This window comes from Streptomyces sp. NPDC020490, assembly GCF_044335305.1.
GTDB lineage: Bacteria > Actinomycetota > Actinomycetes > Streptomycetales > Streptomycetaceae > Streptomyces.
Genome location: NZ_JBIRUY010000003.1, coordinates 330602 through 352080, shown reverse-complemented (window position 1 = coordinate 352080; position 21479 = coordinate 330602). Strand labels below are relative to the sequence as shown.

Sequence of the window (21479 nt, the reverse complement as noted above, 5' to 3'; positions counted from 1 at the left end):
CCTTGGCGTGCTGCTTCTCCACGGCGCGTGCGGAGCCGGCGTGCGTCGCTTCGTCGATACGGCGCTGCAGATCCGCGAGCTTGCCCGCGGTCGTGTGGATGTCGATCTCTTGACGCTCTTCCGGCTCGGACATCGGGATGCGGCTCCCTGCCTGCTCAAAAGGGGGGACGGTTACTCATCCGTAGCGTAGTGGCGTGCCCCTCGATCGGCAGTGCGGCGTGCACCACACCTAGGGTGGCTTGCATGACGCCGCCCGATGCAGCAGACGACAGCCGCTGGTCCGACCTCGACCGCCCGCCCCTGAACGCCGCCGCGCTGCGGCGCGGGCTGGTGCACGAGGGCAGCCTGTGGCGTGAGATACGAGTGGTGCGGAGCACCGGTTCCACCAACTCCGACCTCGCCGCTCTCGCGCAGTCGGGCGAGGCGGCCGAGGGAACCGTCCTGGTCGCCGAGGAGCAGACGGCCGGCCGGGGGCGCCTGGACCGCCGGTGGACGGCGCCGGCCCGCTCGGGCCTCTACTTCTCCGTGCTGCTCACGCCGGGCGACGTGCCCGTGGCCCGCTGGGGCTGGCTGCCGCTGCTCACCGGCGTCGCGGTGGCCACGGGACTGTCCCGGTCGGCGGGCGTGGACACGGCACTCAAGTGGCCCAACGACCTCCTGGTCACCGTCGGCGGCGAGGAACGCAAGGCCGGCGGCATCCTCGCGGAGCGGGCCGCGGGCGACGCGGTGGTCGTCGGCGTCGGCGTCAACGTCACCCTGCGCCAGGACGAGCTGCCGGTGCCGCAGGCGGGCTCGCTGGTGCTGGCCGGAGCGGTGAGCACGGACCGCGACCCCCTGCTGCGGGCGATGCTGCGCTCGCTGGAGGACTGGTACCGGCGCTGGCGGGCCGCGGGCGGCGACCCGGCGGCCTCGGGGCTGCAGGAGACGTACGCGGCGGGCTGCGCGACGCTCGGGCGGACGGTACGGGCCGAACTGCCCGGCGACCGGTCGGTCATCGGGGAGGCGGTGGCGGTCGACGGGGACGGCAGGCTGGTGCTGGCGACGGCGGACGGAGTGCAGGAGCCGGTGGGCGCGGGCGACATCGTGCACCTCAGACCGGCGTGACGGCGCGGGTCCCGGCCGGGCGCTCCGTCGGGTGCCTGGTCGGGCGCCCGGTCGGGCGGGGGCGCGGCCGGTGTGCCGAGCGCGGCGCTGATCGGTGTGCGGTGTGCGGTGCGCTGTGCGCGGTGCTGGCCGGTGTGCGGTGTGCGGTGTGCGGTGTGCTGTGCGCGGTGCTGGCCGGTGTGCCGAGCGTGGCGTCGGTCGGTGTGCGGTGCGTGGTGCCGGCCGGTGTGCCGGGCGCGGCGTCGGTCATTGTGCTGTGCGCGGCTTCGGCCGACGTGCCGTGCGGGGCTGTGACCACGGCTCCGAGCGCGGCTGTGACCGCGGCTCCCGCTGTTCCGGCCGGGAGTGAGCTACCGCACACCTGCCGTACAGTTGAGGCCGGTCGATACCTGACCGTGACAGATCGGAAGGGCAGCAGGCGTGACCGTCGACGACACGGGCTCCGGCGCGGGCGCGCACGACCGGGTGGACCACGACGCCGCCGACTCCGGCGAGGATCCGCTCGCCCTGCGTCTCGAACAGCTCATCCTCGGCGCCGAGCGGCGCTACACCCCGTTCCAGGCGGCCCGCAGCGCCGGCGTCTCCATGGAGTTGGCCTCCCGGTTCTGGCGGGCCATGGGCTTCGCGGACATCGGCCAGGCCAAGGCGCTGACCGAGGCCGACGTGCTGGCCCTGCGGCGGCTGGCCGGCCTGGTGGAGGCGGGGCTGCTCAGCGAGGCGATGGCCGTGCAGGTCGCCCGGTCCACCGGGCAGACCACCGCACGCCTGGCCGAGTGGCAGATCGACTCCTTCCTGGAGGGCCTGACCGAGCCGCCTGAGCCGGGGATGACGCGCACCGAGGTGACGTACCCGATCGTCGAGCTGCTGCTGCCCGAGCTGGAGGAGTTCCTCGTCTACGTCTGGCGCCGCCAGCTCGCCGCCTCCGCCGGCCGGGTCGTGCAGGCCGCCGACGACGAGGAGATGGTCGACCGGCGCCTCGCGGTCGGCTTCGCCGACCTGGTCGGCTTCACCCGCCTCACCCGCCGGATGGAGGAGGAGGAACTCGGCGAACTCGTCGAGGCCTTCGAGACGACCGCCGCCGACCTCGTCGCCGCGCACGGCGGACGGCTCATCAAGACGCTCGGCGACGAGGTGCTCTACGCGGCCGACGACGCCGGGGTCGCCGCGGAGATCGCGCTGCGCCTGATCGAGACGATGGCCAACGACGAGACGATGCCGGAGCTGCGCGTCGGCATCGCCTTCGGCACCGTGACCACCCGCATGGGCGACGTCTTCGGTACGACGGTGAACCTGGCGTCCCGCCTGACGTCGATAGCTCCCCGCGACGCCGTCCTCGTCGACAGCGCGTTGGCCGAGGAACTGATCCGGGTCGGTGACGCGCCCGCCTCGGAGGCGGCCGCCGCCGAGGCGGCGGCGACCGCGGAGAAGGAGGGCGAGGAGCCTCCGGTGTACCGCTTCGCCCTCCAGCCGATGTGGCAGCGCCCGGTGCGCGGCCTCGGTGTGGTCGAACCCTGGCTGCTGACCCGGCGGAGCGGCGGGCCCGGGTGACGGGCCGACGACTCGCGAGCCGACGACTCGCGGGCTGACCGGCTCGCGGGCTGACCGGCTCGCGTGGTCACGGACGCCGGTCGCGGGCGACGTCAGTCGTCGTGGCCGCCGGGCAGGTCCACGCACAGGCCGATGACCGGGATGCACAGGTCCGGCAGGCCGGGGGCGCTCGGCTGCGGCGCGGGCGGTGTGCTGGTGCCGCTGGGCGCCGGGGTCGCCGGCGGGGCGGTGCTCGTCGTGGCCGGTGGGCGGGGCGTTGCCGTGGGGTGCGGGCCGTCGGTGGTTTCGGGGAGGGCCGTGGCAGCGGGGACGGGCGCGGACGAGGTGGCCGAGGCCGGTACCGGGTCGGCGCTCGGTTGTGCGGCCCGCCGCGTGCTCGTACCGCCCCGCGCGGCGGCGGACGGCTTCGCTGTCTTCGACGGTGCCGACGCGGTGGTGGCGGCGGGCGACGGGGTCGTGGCGGTGCTCGGCGCCCGGGCCGCCTCGGGGGCGTCGGGTGTCAGGCGGGCGAGGCTCAGCGCGCCGGCGGCCAGCGCCAGGCCCCCGGCGGCGATCAGCGCCCGGCGTCGGCGAGGTCTGCGGTGCCGGCCCCGGATACGGAGACAGGGCCCGCGCAAGCCGGGGTGAGGGGTGTCGGCGGCGTCCGTCGGATCGATCGCCTCCGTTATGCCCGCTGTGCCCGTCGTGTCCGTCGCGTCTGTCATGGCAGCCCCTCCCCGCCGCGCCCCGCCCCCGGTGCGCCGTGGCGGGGGAACGGTATGCGCTGCCGTGGCCGGTGGGGTGGGAGTCGGGCGGTATGTCACTCGAACGGGTCGACGGGTGCGCCTTTCGCCGCCGGGCCTGGGCTGGGATGATCGAGACGTATCTTGTTAACCCGCGTTAACCGGAGGGCGTCATGAGCGAGGAGCGGTTCGGGGAGTTCGTGCTGGTGCGGCGGCACGGCGACGGGGACGTCGGGCATGTCGCGGAGCTGGCCCTGGACCGGCCCAAGGCCATGAACGCCGTCTCCACCGAGATGGCCCGCTCGATCGCCGGGGCGTGCGCGGCGCTGGGCGCCGACCGTGACGTGCGGGTGGTCGTGGTGACCTCGACGCACGAGCGGGCGTTCTGCGTCGGGGCGGACCTGAAGGAGCGGAACTCCTTCACCGACGCGGAACTGGTGCGCCAGCGGCCCGTCGCGCGGGGCGCGTACACCGGTGTGCTGGAGCTGCCGGTGCCCACGATCGCGGCGGTGCACGGGTTCGCCCTGGGCGGCGGCTTCGAGCTGGCGCTGTCGTGCGACCTGATCGTGGCCGACCGTACGGCCGTGGTGGGGCTGCCGGAGGTGTCCGTCGGCGTGATCCCGGGCGGCGGCGGCACCCAGCTGCTGCCGCGCCGGGTGGGCGCCGCACGGGCCGCCGAGCTGATCTTCACCGCGCGGCGCCTGGAGGCCGCCGAGGCCCATGAGCTGGGGCTCGTCGACGAACTGGTCGAGCAGGGACGCGACCGCGAGGAGGCGCTCGCGCTGGCCTCCCGCATCGCGGCGAACTCCCCCGTCGGCCTGCGGGCCGCCAAGCGCGCACTGCGCCTCGGCCACGGCCTCGACCTGCGGGCCGGCCTGGAGGTCGAGGACGCGGCCTGGCGCTCGGTGGCCTTCTCCGGAGACCGTGCGGAAGGAGTGGCGGCCTTCAACGAGAAGCGCAAGCCCCAGTGGCCGGGCGAGTGAACACACAGAGCCGCCAGTCGCCGAACGGGATGACGGGGCCGCCGGGCGCCCGGGGCCGAGCAGCCGTGTCGCCGGCCGCCGGGCAGCGGGTCCCCGGCTGCGGCGGTCGGCTGCAGGGCGTCTCCTGGCCCGCCGCTGCCGCTGCCGCTGCGGGTGCCGGTGCGCGGGACGGGACGCCGGACTGGTCCCGCGTATGAGGCGCATCGCCGGGTGTGGCCACGGGGGCGGGCGGCCGGGGCCCGGTTTCGGGCGGCGGATGTCGGGCGTGGGTGGCGGTGGAGCGGCGGTCGGCTGCTGGGGTGCCGTTGCCGGGTGCTGTGTGGCGGACGCGTGTTCGGGTGCGGTCGCCGGACGGGGTGACCGGGCCGCCGGGTGGCCTGGGTCGAGCGGTCGGGTCGCCGGGCAGCGGGCGTCGGGTGCCCCCCGACCTCGTCTCGGTCAGGGCCCGGCACCCCGAGGCCGCCGCCGAGGCCGCCGCCCGGCGGGTGCGCCGGCCCCTGTTCGGCGACAGCGACCGTGCGGCTGCGGCTGCGGCTGCGGCTGCTGCGGTCGGCTGCCGGGGCGTCGCCCGGTGTCGTCGAGGCCGGGGCCCGGTTTCCGGCGGCGGATACCCGGCGTGGGTGCCGGTGGAGCGGCGGGCGGCTGCTGGGGTGCCGTTGTCGGGCGTTGTGTGGCGGACGCGTGATCGGGTGCGGTCGCCGGACGGGGTGACCGGGCCGCCGGGTGGCCGGGGTCGAGAGGTCGGGTCTCCGGACAGCGGACAGCGGACAGCGGACAGCGGACAGCGGACAGCGGGCAGCGGGCATCGGGTGCTCGGCTGCGGCTGTGACGGTCGGCTGCCGGGGCCGGGGCCGGGGCCGGGGCGAGGGGCGGGGTGCCGGGCCGGGCCCCCCGTCTGCGGGTTGCGGCCCGGTGTGGTCGCTGGGGCGGGGTGCCGGGGGTCGGGTCCGAGTGCCGGTTGCCGGGACGGGGCGCGGCTGGGCGAATTGAATGTCCCTAATCGTCTCGGATGTCCCTAGCCTGGGGTGATGGGTGAGGACAAGCGGCTCGCGGCTGTCGTGGCGCTGGCGCAGGGTATGGCGGCCGCCCACGGCACGCGCGAGGCGTGGCGTGCCGCGGCGGCCGGCGCGTGCCGCGCGCTGGGCGGGAGCTTCGCCGCGCTGTCGGTGTGGGAGCGCGACCTCGGCAGGCTCAGGGTTCTCGTCAACGTCGGAGAGCGGGCCGAGGGCGAGCAGGAGTTCCCGGACGACGAGTCCTATCCGGTGCACCAGTTCCCGGAGATCACCGAGTTCCTGCACGAGCGCTGGGCAGGCGGCGGCGGTCCCAACGCCTGGGTGGAGACCGCCGAGGGCCCGGCCGCCGGGGGCCGCCCCGGCTACGTCCACCAGCGCGTCGCCGCCCTGCGGCGCCGGGGCCGCGGCTGCTGCGTGGTCGCGCCGATCGTGCTGAACGGGCGGGCCTGGGGCGAGCTGTACGTCGCGCGCCGGGCCGGCGATCCCCTCTTCGGGCCGGGTGACGCCGACTTCGCCACCGTCCTGGCCGCAGTCGTCGCCGCCGGTATCGCCCAGGCCGAGCGTCTGGAGGAGGTCAGGCGCCTCGCCTACACCGACGCGCTCACCGGCCTCGCCAACCGCCGTGCCGTCGACGCGCGGCTGGACGAGGCGATCGAGCGCCACCGCGCGGACGGCACCGTCGTCAGTCTCGTCGTGTGCGACCTGAACGGGCTCAAGCACGTCAACGACACCCGCGGCCACGCCGTCGGCGACCGCCTGCTGGAACGCTTCGGCTCGGTCCTCTCCCTGTGCGGGGCCATGCTCCCCGGCGCCCTGGCCGCCCGCCTCGGCGGCGACGAGTTCTGCCTGCTCGCGGTCGGCCCGTCCGCCGACGAGGTCGTCAAGGCGGCCCGCGAACTGTGCCGCCGGGCCGCCGAGCTGGAGCTGGGCGAGGGGGTCGCCTGCGGGGTCGCCTCGACCGACGACCCGATCGGGCCGGTCGGCTCGGCCCGCCGCCTGTTCCGCCTCGCCGACGCCGCCCAGTACCGGGCCAAGGCGGTACGCGCCGCCCAGCCGGTGGTCGCCGGCCGGGAAGGGCCCGACGACCCCGTGGTGCGGATGGCCGACGAGCCCTCCGGGGAGCGGACGGCCGAGCGCCGCCGGTTCCGTGGTCGCCGCGTGTGACCTGTGCCGGGTGCCCAAGGTATTGCCCGGATGCCCGGGTAAGGAGTGCACCCACCACCCACTGGTGACATCGCGGAATTCACTGCGTACGCTCCTGAATATGGATATGCACACTGTGGTGGTGGGGACGTCCGGGGTCACCGCGTCCGACGTTCTCGCCGTGGCGCGCGCCGGCGCCCGGGTCGAGCTCTCCGCGGAGGCCGTGGCGGCCCTCGCTGCCGCCCGCGGGATCGTGGACGCGCTGGCGGCCAAGCCCGACCCCGTCTACGGCGTCAGCACCGGCTTCGGCGCCCTGGCGACCCGGCACATCAGCCAGGACCTGCGCAGCCGGCTGCAGCGCAACATCGTCCGCTCGCACGCCGCCGGCATGGGCCCGCGGGTGGAGCGCGAGGTCGTGCGGGCCCTGATGTTCCTGCGGCTGAAGACCGTCTGCTCCGGGCACACCGGCGTCCGCCCCGAGGTCGCGCAGACCATGGCGGACGTCCTCAACGCCGGCATCACCCCGGTCGTGCACGAGTACGGCTCCCTCGGCTGCTCCGGCGACCTCGCCCCGCTGTCCCACTGCGCCCTGACGCTCATGGGGGAGGGGGACGCCGAGGGGCCCGACGGCGCCGTACGGCCCGCCGGGGAGCTGCTCGCCGAGCACGGGATCGCCCCCGTCGAACTGCGCGAGAAGGAAGGCCTCGCCCTCCTCAACGGCACCGACGGCATGCTCGGCATGCTGGTCATGGCCCTGGCCGACCTGGACACCCTCTACAAGTCCGCCGACGTCACCGCCGCCCTGACCCTGGAGGCCCTGCTCGGCACCGACCGGGTGCTCGCCCCCGAGCTGCACGCCATCCGCCCGCACCCCGGGCAGGCCGCCTCCGCCGCCAACATGCTGGCGGTGTTGACGGGTTCCGGACTCACCGGCCACCACCAGGACGACGCCCCGCGTGTGCAGGACGCCTACTCGGTGCGCTGCGCCTCGCAGGTCGCCGGCGCCGGGCGCGACACCCTCGCCCACGCCCGCCTGGTCGCCGAGCGCGAACTGGCGTCGGCGGTCGACAACCCGGTGGTTCTTCCCGACGGGCGGGTGGAGTCCAACGGCAACTTCCACGGCGCCCCGGTCGGCTACGTGCTCGACTTCCTCGCCATCGCCGCCGCCGACCTCGCCTCCATCGCCGAGCGCCGCACCGACCGCCTGCTCGACAAGAACCGCAGCCACGGCCTGCCGCCGTTCCTCGCGGACGACCCCGGCGTCGACTCCGGCCTGATGATCGCCCAGTACACGCAGGCCGCGCTGGTCAGCGAGCTGAAGCGGCTCGCCGTACCGGCGTCGGCGGACTCGATCCCGTCGTCCGCCATGCAGGAGGACCACGTCTCGATGGGCTGGTCGGCCGCCCGCAAGCTGCGCACCGCCGTCGACAACCTCACCCGCGTGCTCGCGATCGAGCTGTACGCCGCCACCCGTGCCGTGGAGCTGCGCGAGGGCCTGACGCCCGCGCCCGCCTCGCGCGCGGTGATCGAGGCCGTGCGGGCCGCCGGTGTCCAGGGGCCGGGCCCCGACCGGTTCCTGGCGCCCGACCTGGCCGCCGCGGACGCGTTCGTGCGGGACGGACGGCTGGTGGCCGCGGTCGAGAAGGTCACCGGACCGCTGCGGTGAGCCGGCCGGGGCCCCGCCGCCGCGCGGCAGGGCCCCGGAGGGTCACCCGGGCTCAGGGCCCCGGAGGGTCACCCGGGCTCACGGCCCTGGAGCGTCACTCGGGCTCACGGCCCCGGAGGCTCACTTGAGCTTGGCCGCCTGGGCCCGGACGACGTCGGCGGGGATGTCGTACGTGTCCTTCTTGCCGGCCAGCGCGGCCAGGCTGAGCGTGTAGTACGTGGCGACCGTGGAGCCGTGCCGCACGACCTCGGCGTGCACGGTGGTCGTGCCGCCCTCGACCTTGCTGGTCACCGCGAAGGCCACCGACTGGTCACCGGTCCCGGAGGACTTCTCCCCGGCGACCTCGGTGAACGTCTGGGTGTCCTGGCCCTTGGCCGAGACCGTGAACCCGCCCGCGCAGCCGCCGACCGCGTCCGTGACGGACTTCATCGTCTCCTCGGCGCCCCCGCCGTCGTAGGAGGAGAGCGAGACGATGGTCATCGTGGAGTCCAGCACGTCCTGGAGACCGTCCATCGCGTTCTCCAGGTCCTCGTCCGAGGTGCCCGAGGCGGTGGGCTTGGTGCTCTTCTCGGTCACCATCCGGTTGACGTAGGCGCTCTCGTCGCCCGGCGCGAAACCGGTCAGGACGTAGGCGATCGGCTGGCACTTCGCGTCCGCCACCGTCACCTGGTCCTTCGAGGCGGCGAAGCGGTCACCGGTGTCGGCGGGCCGGACGTCGTACCCGTCGAGGTCCGCCTTCGTGACGATGAGCTTCTCCAGCTCGCCCGCGCCGAGCGCCTTCGCGGCGGCCGCGGTGGACGCGGCGGACGGGGAGTCCTCGCCGGCCGGCGCCTTGGCGTCCTTCGCGCCGGAGTCCCCGCCGCATCCCGTGGTGAGGGCGAGCGACAGCACGCTCACGGCAACCGCGGCGCCCATGCGCGCGCCCGATGATCTCTTCATGAGCGGACTATGAAGTCCTCGCCAAGGGAACGTCAAACGAGTTCAAAAACCCAGACGTTCCCGGCGTACCGAGTAGGCGACGAATCCCGCGCCGAGGGTGAGGAAGAGCGAGCCGCCGACGACGTACGGGGTCGTGTCGAAGCTGCCGGTGTCGGCGAGCCGGGAGTCCGCTGCGGACGCCGTCGTGTCCCCCGCCGAAGCGGCCCTGGCCTGCGTCGTCGTGCCCGCCGAGGGCTGCTGTCCGACAGGGGTGTCCTGAGTCGCGTTGGCGGACGGGACGAACCACAGGGCGCACAGCAGCGTCCCCGCGGCGGTGGCGGTCAGCAACGGACGGCGAGCGGATGACACGGAATATCGATCCCCTTGTGGCGCTGGCGAATTGGCCGTGTGGGCCGATGGTAGTGAAAGGCGAGGGTCACAGGAAAGTCACGGGAGGAATGAGTCGTACGCTCCGGGGCATGAGCACTGAAGACACGTCACGTTTTGTCCGCCTTCGCGTCGAACTCGTCCTCGAAATCGAGGACTCCGGCGCCCTGACCCGGGCCGCCCTGGAGCGGATCGCGGACGACCCCGATATGCCGGCCGGTGAGCGGGTACACGCCGAGAGTGCTGTGACGGAAGACACCGCGGAAGCCCTGGCCTACCTCGTGGATCCGTTCGACCTGGTCAGTGAGGTGCCGGGGGCCGAGCTCGCGCAGGCCTCCTGGTCGGCCGAGCGCATCGACCACGACCCCGATTCGCCGGACGGGTACCTGGACGAGGATGATGTCGAGGAGGGCGACGAGAGCGAACCGGCGGGCGGCAGCGCCTGACGTCGGTCCGGGGACCGTGAGCCCCCGGCCGGCAGCCGCCGCCCGGGGTTTCGTCGTCCCACCTGGCGCACGGACCGTCACCCGCACCACCCGCCGCGGCGGACGTGTCGTGCCCCACACATGCGGTAGATGTGGAACGGGGCGCACCGGTCGGAGCGTTGGAGTTCGTTGACGGGGGCTCTTGGGGTTTGGGGATACGGCAACTATGGAGAAGCGTGTGATGACGAACAGTAAGCGGCGCAGGGGCTTCGCGGTCGCGTCCGCACTGCTCGGTGGCGTGCTGGTGCTCTCGGCGTGTTCCGGCGGCGGCGACAGCGCCTCCGGAAGCAGCGGGGGCGGCGACACCTCCCAGGCCAAGGCCGACGAGGCGGCCGCCAAGAAGGCGTCCGAGGCCGACATCAAGATCACGCCCAAGGACGGCTCCGACAACGCCTCCATCAACAACTCCGCGGCCGTCACCGTCAGCAAGGGCACGCTGACCAGCGTGACGATGACGTCTGCCGACGGCAAAGCCGTCTCCGGGCAGCTGTCGGCCGACAAGACGAGCTGGAAGCCGAGCGTCCAGCTGGAGCGCTCGACCACCTACAAGGTCGCCGCGGCCGCGAAGGACTCCGAAGGCCGCGTGGCCCACGAGAACGCCTCCTTCACCACGGTCTCCCCGTCCAACAGCTTCATAGCGAACTTCACGCCGGAGGACGGCTCCACCGTCGGTGTCGGCATGCCGGTGTCGATCAACTTCGACAAGGCGATCACCGACAAGGCCGCCGTCCAGAAGGGCATCACGGTCACCTCCAGCAGCGGCCAGGAGGTCGTCTGCCACTGGTTCAACACCAACCGCATGGACTGCCGGCCCGAGGACTACTGGCAGGAGAACTCCACCGTCACGCTGAAGCTCGCGCTCGACGGCGTCGAGGGCGCCGACGGCGTCTACGGCGTCCAGCAGAAGACGGTCACCTTCCACATCGGCCGCAACCGGGTCTCCTACGTCGACGCGAAGACCAAGCAGATGAAGGTCACGCAGGACGGCAAGGTCGTCAAGACCATCCCGATCTCCGCCGGTTCGCCCGAGAACACGACGTACGAGGGCATCATGGTGATGTCGGAGAAGTTCAAAGAGACCCGGATGAACGGCACCACCGTCGGCTTCACCGACAACGACGGCAAGGCCGAGTACGACATCAAGGACGTGCCGCACGCCATCCGCCTGACCAACTCCGGCACCTTCGTGCACGGCAACTACTGGGGCGCGAAGTCCATCTTCGGCAGCGTGAACACCAGCCACGGCTGCGTCGGCCTGTCCGACACCAAGGGCGCCAACGACCCGAACACGCCGGCCGCGTGGTTCTACAACAACTCGATCCTCGGTGACGTCGTGGTCGTCTCGAACACCGGCGACAAGACGGTGGCCCCCGACAACGGCCTCAACGGCTGGAACATGAACTGGGCCGAGTGGAAGGCCGGATCGGCCGTCTGACCGCTGCTCGACAGGTGACCGGTGCCGCCCCCCAGGGGCGGCACCGTTGTTTCTGGGCCCGGGCCGCAGCCTTCTCATGCTTCCCTTATGGCCGCCTTATCGAGTCATCACGGGGCGTACCTACCTTGCGGCCATGTTCTTCACCTACCTGAGGCGCGAACTGCGGCGCCGTAGAAAGGCGGCGCTCGTCGTCGCCTCCGGCCTCGCGCTGGGCATCGCGCTCGTGATCGTGGTCAACTCCGTGGCGTCCGGCATGGGCAAGGCTCAGGACAAGGTCCTCCAGTCGCTGTACGGCCTCGGTACCGACATGACGGTCACCAAGGCGGCCGCGCCCCCGACGAGCGGCTCGGACCGTCCCCGTTTCGACTTCGACGCGCAGGACGCCGGCTCCGACAAGGAGCAGAGCAGCGACCGCGTCATGGTCCAGGGCTTCCAGACGCTGTCGACCTCGACGGTGACGAAGGTCGCCGGACAGAGCGGCGTCTCGGACGCCGTCGGCGGTCTGAGCCTCCAGGTCATCAAGGTCAGCGGCCAGTTCACGCGGGGTCAGTTCCAGCAGAACGGCGACGGCGGCCAGCAGAGCGGCGAGGGCGGCATGCCGGGCGGCACCGGCGGCACCGGCCAGCCGCAGGGCGAAGTGCGCGGCGGCGGCGCCAACTTCGACGTCAACAACTACTCCGTCTACGGCACCGACGTCACCGAGCCGGCCCTCGGCCCGCTGACCTGGTCGAAGATCACCAGCGGCCGCACGTTCAAGACCACGGAGACCGACGCGAAGGTCGCCGTCGTGGACTCCGCGTACGCCAAGGAGAAGAAGTACAAGGTCGGTTCGACCGTCACCGTCAAGGGCACCAAGTTCAAGATCATCGGTGTCGCCACCGCCGACAGCGGCGACTCGGCCGCCGACCTCTACATCCCGCTGAAGCAGGCCCAGACCCTCAGCGACTCGAAGAACAAGGTCACCACGATCTACGTCAAGGCGACCGACTCGCAGAAGATCGACTCCGTCAAGTCGGCGATCCGGAAGAACATCTCGGGTACGACGGTCACCACCTCCGCCGACCTCGCCGACACCGTCTCCGGCTCCCTGTCCACGGCCTCCTCCCTCGCCACCAGCGTCGGCACGTGGCTGTCGATCGCCGTGCTGGTGGCCGCCTTCCTGGTCGCGGGCCTGCTCACCTCCTCCGCGGTCTCGCGCCGGGTGCGCGAGTTCGGCACGCTCAAGGCGCTGGGCTGGAAGTCGGGCCGGGTGACCGGGCAGGTCGTCGGCGAGGCGATCGTCAACGGACTGGTCGGCGGCGCCCTCGGTATCGCGCTCGGCCTGGCGGGCGCGTACGCCGTGACCGCGATCAGCCCGACGCTGCAGGCCCAGCTGGGCTCCGGCGGGGGCGGCGGAGGGATGGGCGGCCCCGGGGGCGGCGGCTTCGGCGGCGGTCCCGGCCGCCAGGCCGCGAAGACCCTCGAGGTCGCGCTCACCGCGCCGGTGAGCGCCACGACGATCGCCCTCGCGGTCGCCCTCGCGGTGGCCGGCGGCCTGATCGCGGGCGCGTTCGGCGGCTGGCGGGCCTCGCGGCTGCGGCCGGCGGACGCACTGCGGCGCGTGGAGTAGCGCACCCCCTCGGCGCCCCTTCCACACGCCCCCTTACGCGCCCCTCCGCACGCCCCCGGGGCCCGCCCGACCGGCGCGGGCCCCGATCCCCATACGTCAGGCAGGAGTTGACCATGTACGAACTCAGAGGCGTCACCAAGCGCTACACCCGCGGCAAGGAGACCGTCGACGCCCTCGACGGCATCGACCTCACCATCGGCGACGGCGACCGGCTCGTCATCCAGGGCCCCACCGGCGGCGGCAAGTCCACCCTGCTGCAGATGCTCGGCGGACTGGACCGGCCCACCGCCGGCGAGGTCGTCCTCGACGGCGTCGACCTGGCGAAGCTGTCCGAGGCCAGGCTCACCAAGGTGCGCAGCGAGAACATCGGCTTCGTCTTCCAGTCCTTCAACCTCATCCCGACGCTCACCGCCCAGGAGAACGTCGAGACCGCCCTCGTACCGCTCGGCGTGAAGGTCGGGGAGCGGCGCGAACGGGCCGCCGAGGCACTGACGTCGGTCGGTCTCGGCGAGCGGCTCGGACACCTGCCGTCCGAGATGTCCGGCGGCCAGCAGCAGCGCGTCGCCATCGCCCGCGCCCTGGTCAAGCAGCCGAAGGTGCTGCTCGCCGACGAACCCACCGGCAACCTCGACGAGTCGATGCGCGACGAGATCATGGAGGTGCTGGAGCGGATGTGGAAGGAACTCGGGCTGACCTTCATCATGGTCACCCACGACTCCTCGATCGCGCGGCGGGCCCCGCGCCTGGCGACGATCCGCAAGGGACGCATCACCGTCAAGGAGAACGCGGGCGCGTAGGGCCTGCCGCGAAGTCCCGCCGCCCGCCCGCGGGACGCGTCTGTCAAGCGGCCCGCGGAGGCCCAATTCGACGAAGCTGTAACAGTGTTCGTGCGGCGGCGTAACAGTTGCCGCATACACCTGAGGCCCTTCTCTCATCCCTTGAGACGCCTGATCACCCCCCGGCATACTGCGTGTTCCCGGGGGGCGTACGCGCGCTTGTACGAGACCACCCCCGGCCGGGTGACGGGGGACGACGCCCGGAACTTCATCTCCAGGGGGAGACTTGCGTCGACAAGTGAAGAGAGCATGCGCGGCCACGATCGCCACCGCGGCCGCCGTGGCCCTGGCGGCGGGCATGACCAGCCCGGCGTCGGCCAAGCCCGGACCGGCGAGCAGCGCCTCGAAGGCGGCCCTCACCGCCAAGCACCGCATCACCCTGATCACCGGTGACCGCGTCGCCGTGGACGCCAAGGGCCGTGTCGTCGGCCTGGAGCCGGCCAAGGGACGCGAGCACATACCCGTCCAGATCCGCAGGGCCGACGGCCACACCCTGGTCGTACCGGCCGACGTCGCCCGCATGATCGCCACCGGCAAGGTGGACCAGCGCCTCTTCGACGTCACCGAGCTGAACAAGGCCGCCACCCGCACCTCGCAGAAGCGGGGCCTGAAGGTCATCGTCGGCTACCGGGGCGCCGCGGCGGCCGCCCGGGCCGACGTACGGGACGCGGGCAAGCTCCGCGAGAGCCTGAAGACCCTGAACGCGGACGCGGTGCAGACGCCGAAGCAGGACGCGCCCGAGCTGTGGGACGCCGTCACCGACGGCGACCGCACCGCCTCCGGCATCGCCCACGTCTGGCTCGACGGCGTGCGCAAGGCCAGCCTGGACAAGTCCGTGCCGCAGATCGGCGCGCCCACGGCGTGGGCGGCCGGCTACGACGGCAAGGGGGTGAAGATCGCCGTTCTGGACACCGGAGTCGACGCCACCCACCCGGACCTCAAGGACCAGGTGATCGCGGCCAAGAACTTCTCCACCTCGCCCGACGCCTCCGACAAGTTCGGCCACGGCACGCACGTCGCCTCCATCGCGGCCGGTACGGGCGCCAAGTCCGGCGGCAAGTACAAGGGCGTCGCCCCGGGCGCCAAGCTGCTCAACGGCAAGGTCCTCAGCGACGACGGCTACGGCGACGACTCGCAGATCCTCGCGGGCATGGAGTGGGCCGCCGAACAGGGCGCCGACGTCGTCAACCTCAGCCTGGGCGGCGGCGACACGCCGGAGATCGACCCGCTCGAGGCCGAGGTCAAAAAGCTGTCGGAGCAGAAGGGCATCCTGTTCGCCATCGCCGCCGGCAACGACGGCGACTTCGGCGACCAGACCATCGGCTCGCCGGGCAGCGCCGCCGACGCCCTGACCGTCGGCGCCGTCGACGACAAGGACAAGCTGGCCTCCTTCTCCAGCCGCGGCCCCGGACTCGACGGGCAGATCAAGCCCGACGTGACCGCTCCCGGCGTGGACATCACCGCGGCGGCGGCCCCCGGCAGCGTCATCGACCAGGAGGTCGGCGAGAAGCCGGCCGGCTACCTGACGATCTCGGGCACGTCGATGGCGACCCCGCACGTGGCGGGCGCGGCGGCGATCCTCAAGCAGCAGCACCCGGACTGGTCGTTCGCCGAGCTCAAGGGCGCGCTGACCGGCTCCGCCAAGGACGGCGGGTACACGCCGTTCCAGCAGGGCTCGGGCCGCATCCAGGTCGACAAGGCCATCAAGCAGACGGTGATCGCCGACCCGGTGTCGGAGAGCTTCGGCGTCCAGCAGTGGCCGCACACCGACGACAAGCCGGTCACCAAGCAGCTGACGTACCGCAACCTCGGCACGAAGGACGTCACCCTGAAGCTGACGTCCACCGCCACCAACCCCAAGGGCCAGGCGGCTCCCGCGGGCTTCTTCAAGCTCGGCGCCACCACGGTCACCGTCCCCGCGGGCGGCAAGGCCACCGTCGACCTCACCGTCGACACCAGGCTGGGCGGCACGGTCGACGGCATGTACTCCGCGTACGTGACCGCGACCGGCGGCGGGCAGAGCGTGCGCACCGCGGCCGCGGTCCAGCGCGAGATCCAGTCCTACGACGTCACGCTGAAGTTCATCGGCCGTGACGGCAACCCGGCCAAGAACTACGTCGCGACCCTGGCCGGCGTCTCCGGCCTCGGCGAGGGCGACTTCTACTCGCCCTACGACCCCTCCGGCACCGTCACCGCGCGCGTGCCCAAGGGCGGCTACGTCCTCGACACCGGCGTCATCGTGGACCCGGAGGACTTCGCCAAGGGCGTCGACTCGCTGGCCCAGCCGAAGCTGAGCGTCACCAAGAACACGACGATCACGCTGGACGCGCGGACCGCGAAGCCGGTCGACATCACCGTCCCGGACGCCGCCGCCAAGTCGCAGTTCGCGTCGCCCGGCTACGCGGTCGAGTCCGGCGGCGTCGGCATGTCGTTCGGCTGGTGGCTGGACTCCTACGACAACTTCCGCACCAAGGGCCTCGGCCCGGAGATCACCGACGGTTCGCTGACCCAGCAGTGGGACGGCCACTGGACCAAGGGCGACGACGAGGAGTACGACACCACGACCGGCGCGGTGGTCAAGCAGCTCGCCACCGGCTACACCAAGCACTACAAGGCGAGCGAACTCGCCACGGTCAAGGTCGGCATGGGCGCCGCGGCGAGCGGCAAGAAGGGCTCGGTCAGCGCGGTGGGCTGGCTGCCCAGCAGCAGCGGCGCCTCCTCGATCGGCATGCCGCAGACCCTGCCCGGCACCCGCAAGCTGCACCTGTCCACCTCGGGCGGCGTGCGGTGGGACCTGGAGTTCGAGCAGTACGGCGGCACCGACTCCGAGGGCTTCCCGATCACCGAGGCCGGCTACACCATCGGCGCCCCGCAGACCTTCAAGGCGGGCCAGACCTACTCGAAGACCTTCAACACCGCCGTGTTCGGACCGCACCTGAACTCCGACTACGGCCTGTACCGCGACGGCAACAGCATCTCCGGCCTCGTGCCGCTGTTCGCCGACGGCAAGGGGCACGCGGGCTCCTCGCTCTTCACCTTGGTCACCACCACGCTCTACCGCAACGGCACCAAGGTCGGCTCCAACGACGACCCGCTGTTCGGCGACGGCGAGTTCAAGGTCCCCTCCGGTGAGGCGGACTACAAGCTGACGACGTCGGTCAAGCGCACCGTCAAGGTCGCGGCGGCCTCCACCCGCATCGACGCGAGCTGGACGTTCCGCTCCAAGAAGACCTCCGACTTCACCAAGCTGCCCGCCTCCACGGTCCGTTTCAACGCGGCCACGGGACTGGACAGCAGGGTCGAGGCCGGCAAGACGGTGAGCATCCCGGTCGTCGTCGAGGGCTCCGCCAAGGGCAGCAACCTCAAGTCGCTGGGCGTGTGGGTGTCGTACGACTACGGCCAGACCTGGAAGAAGGTCAGCGTGGTCCACGGCAAGATCACCGTGAAGAACCCGGCGAAGGGGAAGGCCATCTCCTTCCACGCCAAGATCACCGACAAGAAGAACAACAAGTCGACGATCTCGATCTACAACGCCTACTACGGCAAGTAGTCCCCGGTTCCTGACCAGGAACCCAGCGGCCTGAAAGGCCGAGAGGCCCGCCGGAAGACGCCTTCCGGCGGGCCTCTCGCCGACTCCGCGCCTCACGTGGCGGCGGGGGCGTTCCCCTGAGCGGCCGTCAGCCGCCCGGCCGGAACGCGCCCTCCGCCGGGTGCGCGAACGCCTCCACGGCGGTCTTCCCGCCGGCCGCGGTCCCCTTGAGCGCGAGCTGCCCGCCCATCACCCGCAGGTCCACGGAGAAGCGCACCGCGCCCCGCTCGGCCCTGAGGCCGTGGACGCGGGAGCCGGGGTAGCCGAGCTTGTTCAGTTTCCTCGCCACCTGGCGCGGGGTGGGCTTGTCCAGGCCGGTCAGCGCCAGGGTGACGCGTTCGCTGTGTACCCGCCCCTCGCATGCCTCCACTCCCTTCAGCCGGACCGGCTCAGCCGTGGCGGCGGGGGACGGCTCCTCCGCGGGCGGCTCCTCGGTGGGCGGCTCCTTGTCCACCGGCAGCGGCTCGTCCGGGCTCGTGGGCGGATGCTCACCCGGGGCCGGGTCGTCGGACTCCGCCGTAGTCGGAGGATCCGGCACGCACGGGGCGCCCACCCGCTCCAGCATCTCCAGGAACGCCAGCTCGGCATTCGTGCCCGGGCCGGTCGCCGCCCGCGCGCCCGCGGCGTCCACGGTCTGCTGCCGTTGTCCCCCGGCCTGTTCGCCGCCGCACCCGGACAGCGCCGCGACGGCGAGCGCCGCCGCTCCCGCGCTCGCAAGAAATCGGTTCAGCGTCATGAACAAACCCTTACGGACCTGCCCGCATCGCCACATGAGTACGCGTACTCACCGACAGCTGAGCCCGCTCGGGCGGACGCCGGTGGATCAGGGCCGGGCGGAGGAGGTCTTCGGGGGCGCGTCCGCCGCCCAGCTGCCGAGCAGCCGCAGCGCCTCCGCCGACGGCGACCCCGGTTCCGCGTGGTAGGTGACCAGGACCTGCTCCGCGTCGTCGGCCAGGCGGAAGGACTCGTACGACAGCGTCAGGTCGCCCACCAGCGGATGGCGCAGGTTCTTGACGCCGTAACCCTTCTCCTTGACGTCGTGCATGGCCCACAGGCGCCGGAACTCCTCGCTCTTGACGGAGAGTTCACCCACCAGGGAGGACAGGCGCGGATCGTCGGGACAGCAGCCCGCCTCCATGCGCAGGAAGCTGACGACGTCGCTCGCCTTCTGCTCCCACTGCTCGAAAAGGTCGCGGTAGTCGGGCCGCAGGAACACCAGCCGCGCCCAGTTCCGCTCCTGCGCCGGCAGCTCGGCCCAGTCACCGAAGACCGCGGCGGCCATCCGGTTCCAGGCGAGGATGTCCGAGCGCCGCCCCGTCACGTAGGCCGGCACCGTGTCCATCGTGTCCAGCAGCTGCCGCAGCGCGCCGCGCACCTGCTGCGTCCGCCCGGCCGGCTTCTTCTTGTGCTGCTTCGGCTTCGCCAGGTGCACCAGATGCGCGTGCTCGGCGTCGTTCAGCCGCAGCGCCCGCGCGATCGAGTCGAGCACCTCCGCCGACACGTTCCGCCCGTTGCCCTGCTCCAGGCGCGTGTAGTACGCCACGGACACCCCGGCGAGCTGCGCCAGCTCCTCGCGGCGCAGCCCCGGCACCCGGCGGTGCCTGCCGAAGTCCGGCAGCCCCACGTCCTCCGGCTTCAGCCGGGCACGCCGGGTGCGCAGGAACTCGCTGAGCTCGGCACGCGGGTCCAGGGCCGACGCGGGCTCCCGCACGGTTTCGGGCTGTTCCTCCATGCGTTCCAGTATTCACGGTCGTACGCACAGCAGCCTGACCCCGCCAGTGGTAGGCACACCGGACGTAGGCACAGGCGTGGCCTGGGTGAGCCGCGATCCGCTGGGCACACTGGACGTCGTGCCCGGCCGAAAGGCAGCCGGGCGCACACGACCTTGCTAGGAGAACCCCCGGCATGACCACTGTTGCTGCGTACGCCGCACCCGCCGCCAAGGCGCCCCTGGAGCGCACCACCATCGAGCGCCGAGCGGTCCGCGAGCACGACGTCCTGATCGACATCAAGTTCGCCGGCATCTGCCACTCGGACATCCACCAGGCGCGCGAGGGCTGGGGCGAGGCGATATTCCCGATGGTCCCGGGCCACGAGATCGCGGGCGTCGTCTCCGAGGTCGGCCCCGGCGTCACCAGGTTCGCCGTCGGCGACCGCGTGGGCGTCGGCTGCATGGTCGACTCCTGCCGCGAGTGCGAGAACTGCCTCAAGGGCCTGGAGCAGTACTGCCTGGCCGGCAACGTCGGCACGTACAACGCCATCGGCAGGGACGGCGAGCCGACCTACGGCGGCTACTCCGAGAAGATCGTCGTCGACGAGAACTACGTCGTCCGCATCCCCGACGGCCTGGCCCTGGACGTCGCCGCGCCCCTGCTGTGCGCCGGCATCACCACCTACTCCCCGCTGCGGCACTGGAACGCGGGCCCCGGCAAGAAGGTCGCGGTCGTCGGCCTCGGCGGCCTCGGCCACATGGGCGTCAAGCTCGCGCACGCGATGGGCGCCGAGGTGACCGTCCTGTCCCAGTCCCTGCGCAAGAAGGACGACGGGCTGAAGCTGGGCGCCGACCACTACCACGCCACCAGCGACCCGGAGACCTTCAAGGCACTGCGCGGCACGTTCGACCTGATCATCTCGACCGTGTCGGCCCCGATGGACTTCGGCGCGCTGCTGTCCCTGCTCAGGACGGACGGCGCGCTGGTGAACGTGGGCGCCCCCGAGGAGCCGGTCTCCCTCAACCTGTTCTCGGTGATCGGCGGCCGCAAGACACTCGCCGGCTCCGGCATCGGCGGCATCCAGGAGACCCAGGAGATGCTCGACTTCTGCGCGGAGCACGGCATCGGCGCCGAGATCGAACTGATCCGCGCCGAGCAGGTCAACGAGGCGTACGAGCGGGTGCTGGCGAGCGACGTCCGGTACCGGTTCGTGATCGACGCCTCGACGATCTGACCCCGCGCCGCGCTCCGGGGCTCCGGCGGTGTTGCGCCGGAGCCCTCGACGGACGCCGGCCGGCCGGACACCGCCGGACCGCCGGACACCGCCGGACCGCCGGACACCGCCGGACCGCCGGACACCGCCGGCCGTCCGGGTGCGCTCAGCCGGCGGCGGCGAACTCCTCGCCGTCGCCGTAGGCCCGTACGAGCACGCCCCCGTCGGTGCCCGGCCGCACCGAGTGCGCGCGCCCGAGCCCGGCGACCCGGACCCGTCCGTCGGCCGTGACCTCCGCCATGGTGTTCTCGTCGAGCGCGACGCCGTGGGCGAGCCCGTGCCGGGCGGCCGCCGCGATCAGCCGCGGCAGGTTCCCCCACTGCGCTGCGTGCACGTCGACGGCGAAGGGCACGATCCCGAGCCCGGCCCGCACCTCCACCTCCTCCAGGTCCTCCGCGCTGTCCTCCGGACACACCGCGACCCCGCCGTCGAGCCAGCCGCCGACGAGGGCGTCCCGCGCCGCCACCGCGGCGCCCGCGGAGAAGCCCGCGTACGGGATGCCGTACTCGGCGAGCAGGCCCGGCAGCCGGTCGAGACAGTCGCTGAACACCTCCTGGTACGCGGGCGTGAGCCCACCGCAGACCAGCAGCCCCTGCACGTCCCGCAGGAGACCGACGTCGAACCGCTCGCCGAGCGGCACGAGCAGCGGAACCGGGACGCAGTCGGCGACCTTGCGCAGTACGGGCTCGTACCGCGCGAACTGCCCCGCGCCGTCGCCCTCGTCGACGATCACGCACCCGATCCTGGGCGCACCGCCCCCGGCGGCGTCCGCGGCGGCGCGCAGGAAGGGCCCGTAGACCGCTGCCGCGGCGGCCGCGTCCCAGCCGCCCCCGATGAGAAACGTACGAAAGCTCATGTGCTCCCCCGATTGATCGAACCGGCACTTTACGGGCTGGACGCGCTGATCGTCGAGCGGATGGCCGAGCGGATGGCCGAGCGGATGGCCGAACCGGTCCCGGCGGATCCCGGTCCGGGGCGGACCCCCGCCCGGCCGCCACCGCGTTTGCGCGGAATGTGCACCCATGGTGACATTTCGACTACGTAAAGTTCCCGTTC

17 protein-coding genes are annotated in these 21479 nt (G+C 72.6%); 11 read left to right on the top strand and 6 right to left on the bottom strand.

Annotation, left to right across the window (positions count from 1 at the left end):
- Window positions 1-243: 243 nt before the first annotated feature.
- Both ACH4ZX_RS06425 and ACH4ZX_RS06420 read left to right on the top strand, forming a co-directional pair.
- On the top strand, window positions 244-1104 hold the full coding sequence (locus tag ACH4ZX_RS06425; RefSeq protein WP_398268368.1) for a biotin--[acetyl-CoA-carboxylase] ligase: 861 nt from the start codon (window positions 244-246) through the stop codon (window positions 1102-1104).
- A 420-nt stretch (window positions 1105-1524) separates the two neighbouring features.
- Window positions 1525-2652 (top strand): adenylate/guanylate cyclase domain-containing protein, encoded by a 1128-nt coding sequence (locus ACH4ZX_RS06420; protein ID WP_398268365.1) that lies wholly within the window; start codon window positions 1525-1527, stop codon window positions 2650-2652.
- Window positions 2653-2744: 92 nt separating this feature from the next.
- On the opposite strand, the gene ACH4ZX_RS06415 is transcribed toward ACH4ZX_RS06420, so the two are convergent.
- Complete coding sequence (locus ACH4ZX_RS06415; RefSeq protein ID WP_398268363.1) at window positions 2745-3356, bottom strand: hypothetical protein; 612 nt, start codon at window positions 3354-3356, stop codon at window positions 2745-2747.
- A 191-nt stretch (window positions 3357-3547) separates the two neighbouring features.
- On the opposite strand from ACH4ZX_RS06415, the gene ACH4ZX_RS06410 reads away from it, so the two are divergent.
- The 3 genes from ACH4ZX_RS06410 to hutH all read left to right on the top strand — a co-directional run bounded on the left by ACH4ZX_RS06410 (window position 3548) and on the right by hutH (window position 8179).
- Complete coding sequence (locus ACH4ZX_RS06410) at window positions 3548-4357, top strand: enoyl-CoA hydratase/isomerase family protein (RefSeq protein ID WP_398268360.1); 810 nt, start codon at window positions 3548-3550, stop codon at window positions 4355-4357.
- Window positions 4358-5385: 1028 nt separating this feature from the next.
- Complete coding sequence (locus ACH4ZX_RS06405) at window positions 5386-6534, top strand: diguanylate cyclase domain-containing protein (RefSeq protein ID WP_398268357.1); 1149 nt, start codon at window positions 5386-5388, stop codon at window positions 6532-6534.
- A gap of 106 nt (window positions 6535-6640) precedes the next feature.
- Complete coding sequence (hutH, locus tag ACH4ZX_RS06400; RefSeq protein WP_398268407.1) at window positions 6641-8179, top strand: histidine ammonia-lyase; 1539 nt, start codon at window positions 6641-6643, stop codon at window positions 8177-8179.
- 120 nt (window positions 8180-8299) lie between these two features.
- Here hutH and ACH4ZX_RS06395 read toward each other — a convergent pair whose 3' ends face one another.
- Window positions 8300-9118, bottom strand: a complete 819-nt coding sequence (locus tag ACH4ZX_RS06395; protein ID WP_398268354.1) for a hypothetical protein — start codon at window positions 9116-9118, stop codon at window positions 8300-8302.
- Between the two features lie 42 nt (window positions 9119-9160).
- Complete coding sequence (locus ACH4ZX_RS06390; protein ID WP_398268351.1) at window positions 9161-9466, bottom strand: hypothetical protein; 306 nt, start codon at window positions 9464-9466, stop codon at window positions 9161-9163.
- Window positions 9467-9576: 110 nt separating this feature from the next.
- On the opposite strand from ACH4ZX_RS06390, the gene ACH4ZX_RS06385 reads away from it, so the two are divergent.
- The 5 genes from ACH4ZX_RS06385 to ACH4ZX_RS06365 all read left to right on the top strand — a co-directional run bounded on the left by ACH4ZX_RS06385 (window position 9577) and on the right by ACH4ZX_RS06365 (window position 17399).
- A complete protein-coding gene (locus ACH4ZX_RS06385) occupies window positions 9577-9930 on the top strand; it encodes a hypothetical protein (protein ID WP_398268348.1) in 354 nt (117 codons plus the stop codon).
- Between the two features lie 220 nt (window positions 9931-10150).
- The gene (locus ACH4ZX_RS06380) at window positions 10151-11404 is read left to right on the top strand and encodes an Ig-like domain-containing protein (RefSeq protein ID WP_398268345.1); all 1254 of its coding nucleotides are present in this window, start codon (window positions 10151-10153) and stop codon (window positions 11402-11404) included.
- 133 nt (window positions 11405-11537) lie between these two features.
- The gene (locus ACH4ZX_RS06375) at window positions 11538-13013 is read left to right on the top strand and encodes an ABC transporter permease (protein WP_398268342.1); all 1476 of its coding nucleotides are present in this window, start codon (window positions 11538-11540) and stop codon (window positions 13011-13013) included.
- A 113-nt stretch (window positions 13014-13126) separates the two neighbouring features.
- On the top strand, window positions 13127-13810 hold the full coding sequence (locus tag ACH4ZX_RS06370) for an ABC transporter ATP-binding protein (protein WP_398268339.1): 684 nt from the start codon (window positions 13127-13129) through the stop codon (window positions 13808-13810).
- A 277-nt stretch (window positions 13811-14087) separates the two neighbouring features.
- Complete coding sequence (locus ACH4ZX_RS06365; protein ID WP_398268336.1) at window positions 14088-17399, top strand: S8 family peptidase; 3312 nt, start codon at window positions 14088-14090, stop codon at window positions 17397-17399.
- Window positions 17400-17526: 127 nt separating this feature from the next.
- On the opposite strand, the gene ACH4ZX_RS06360 is transcribed toward ACH4ZX_RS06365, so the two are convergent.
- The gene (locus tag ACH4ZX_RS06360; protein WP_398268333.1) at window positions 17527-18174 is read right to left on the bottom strand and encodes a hypothetical protein; all 648 of its coding nucleotides are present in this window, start codon (window positions 18172-18174) and stop codon (window positions 17527-17529) included.
- An 87-nt stretch (window positions 18175-18261) separates the two neighbouring features.
- On the bottom strand, window positions 18262-19170 hold the full coding sequence (locus ACH4ZX_RS06355; protein WP_398268330.1) for a helix-turn-helix domain-containing protein: 909 nt from the start codon (window positions 19168-19170) through the stop codon (window positions 18262-18264).
- Window positions 19171-19343: 173 nt separating this feature from the next.
- Between ACH4ZX_RS06355 and ACH4ZX_RS06350 the strand changes: the two genes are divergently transcribed.
- Entirely contained in the window at window positions 19344-20384 is a 1041-nt protein-coding gene (locus ACH4ZX_RS06350; RefSeq protein ID WP_360742295.1) for an NAD(P)-dependent alcohol dehydrogenase, read from the top strand.
- Between the two features lie 145 nt (window positions 20385-20529).
- Here the strand turns inward: ACH4ZX_RS06350 and ACH4ZX_RS06345 are convergent, their stop codons facing one another.
- Entirely contained in the window at window positions 20530-21279 is a 750-nt protein-coding gene (locus ACH4ZX_RS06345) for a hypothetical protein (protein WP_398268327.1), read from the bottom strand.
- Window positions 21280-21479 lie beyond the last annotated feature (200 nt).

What these genes read in the sequence shown, in the direction of transcription:
- ACH4ZX_RS06355 (WP_398268330.1), bottom strand. Translation starts at nt 19,170, where the DNA reads ATGGAGGAACAGCCCGAAACCGTGCGGGAGCCCGCGTCGGCCCTGGAC.
- ACH4ZX_RS06415 (WP_398268363.1), bottom strand. Translation starts at nt 3,356, where the DNA reads ATGACAGACGCGACGGACACGACGGGCACAGCGGGCATAACGGAGGCG.
- ACH4ZX_RS06385 (WP_398268348.1), top strand. Translation starts at nt 9,577, where the DNA reads ATGAGCACTGAAGACACGTCACGTTTTGTCCGCCTTCGCGTCGAACTC.
- ACH4ZX_RS06375 (WP_398268342.1), top strand. Translation starts at nt 11,538, where the DNA reads ATGTTCTTCACCTACCTGAGGCGCGAACTGCGGCGCCGTAGAAAGGCG.
- ACH4ZX_RS06380 (WP_398268345.1), top strand. Translation starts at nt 10,151, where the DNA reads ATGACGAACAGTAAGCGGCGCAGGGGCTTCGCGGTCGCGTCCGCACTG.
- ACH4ZX_RS06345 (WP_398268327.1), bottom strand. Translation starts at nt 21,279, where the DNA reads ATGAGCTTTCGTACGTTTCTCATCGGGGGCGGCTGGGACGCGGCCGCC.
- hutH (WP_398268407.1), top strand. Translation starts at nt 6,641, where the DNA reads ATGCACACTGTGGTGGTGGGGACGTCCGGGGTCACCGCGTCCGACGTT.
- ACH4ZX_RS06360 (WP_398268333.1), bottom strand. Translation starts at nt 18,174, where the DNA reads ATGACGCTGAACCGATTTCTTGCGAGCGCGGGAGCGGCGGCGCTCGCC.
- ACH4ZX_RS06425 (WP_398268368.1), top strand. Translation starts at nt 244, where the DNA reads ATGACGCCGCCCGATGCAGCAGACGACAGCCGCTGGTCCGACCTCGAC.
- ACH4ZX_RS06370 (WP_398268339.1), top strand. Translation starts at nt 13,127, where the DNA reads ATGTACGAACTCAGAGGCGTCACCAAGCGCTACACCCGCGGCAAGGAG.
- ACH4ZX_RS06410 (WP_398268360.1), top strand. Translation starts at nt 3,548, where the DNA reads ATGAGCGAGGAGCGGTTCGGGGAGTTCGTGCTGGTGCGGCGGCACGGC.
- ACH4ZX_RS06395 (WP_398268354.1), bottom strand. Translation starts at nt 9,118, where the DNA reads ATGAAGAGATCATCGGGCGCGCGCATGGGCGCCGCGGTTGCCGTGAGC.
- ACH4ZX_RS06350 (WP_360742295.1), top strand. Translation starts at nt 19,344, where the DNA reads ATGACCACTGTTGCTGCGTACGCCGCACCCGCCGCCAAGGCGCCCCTG.
- ACH4ZX_RS06405 (WP_398268357.1), top strand. Translation starts at nt 5,386, where the DNA reads ATGGGTGAGGACAAGCGGCTCGCGGCTGTCGTGGCGCTGGCGCAGGGT.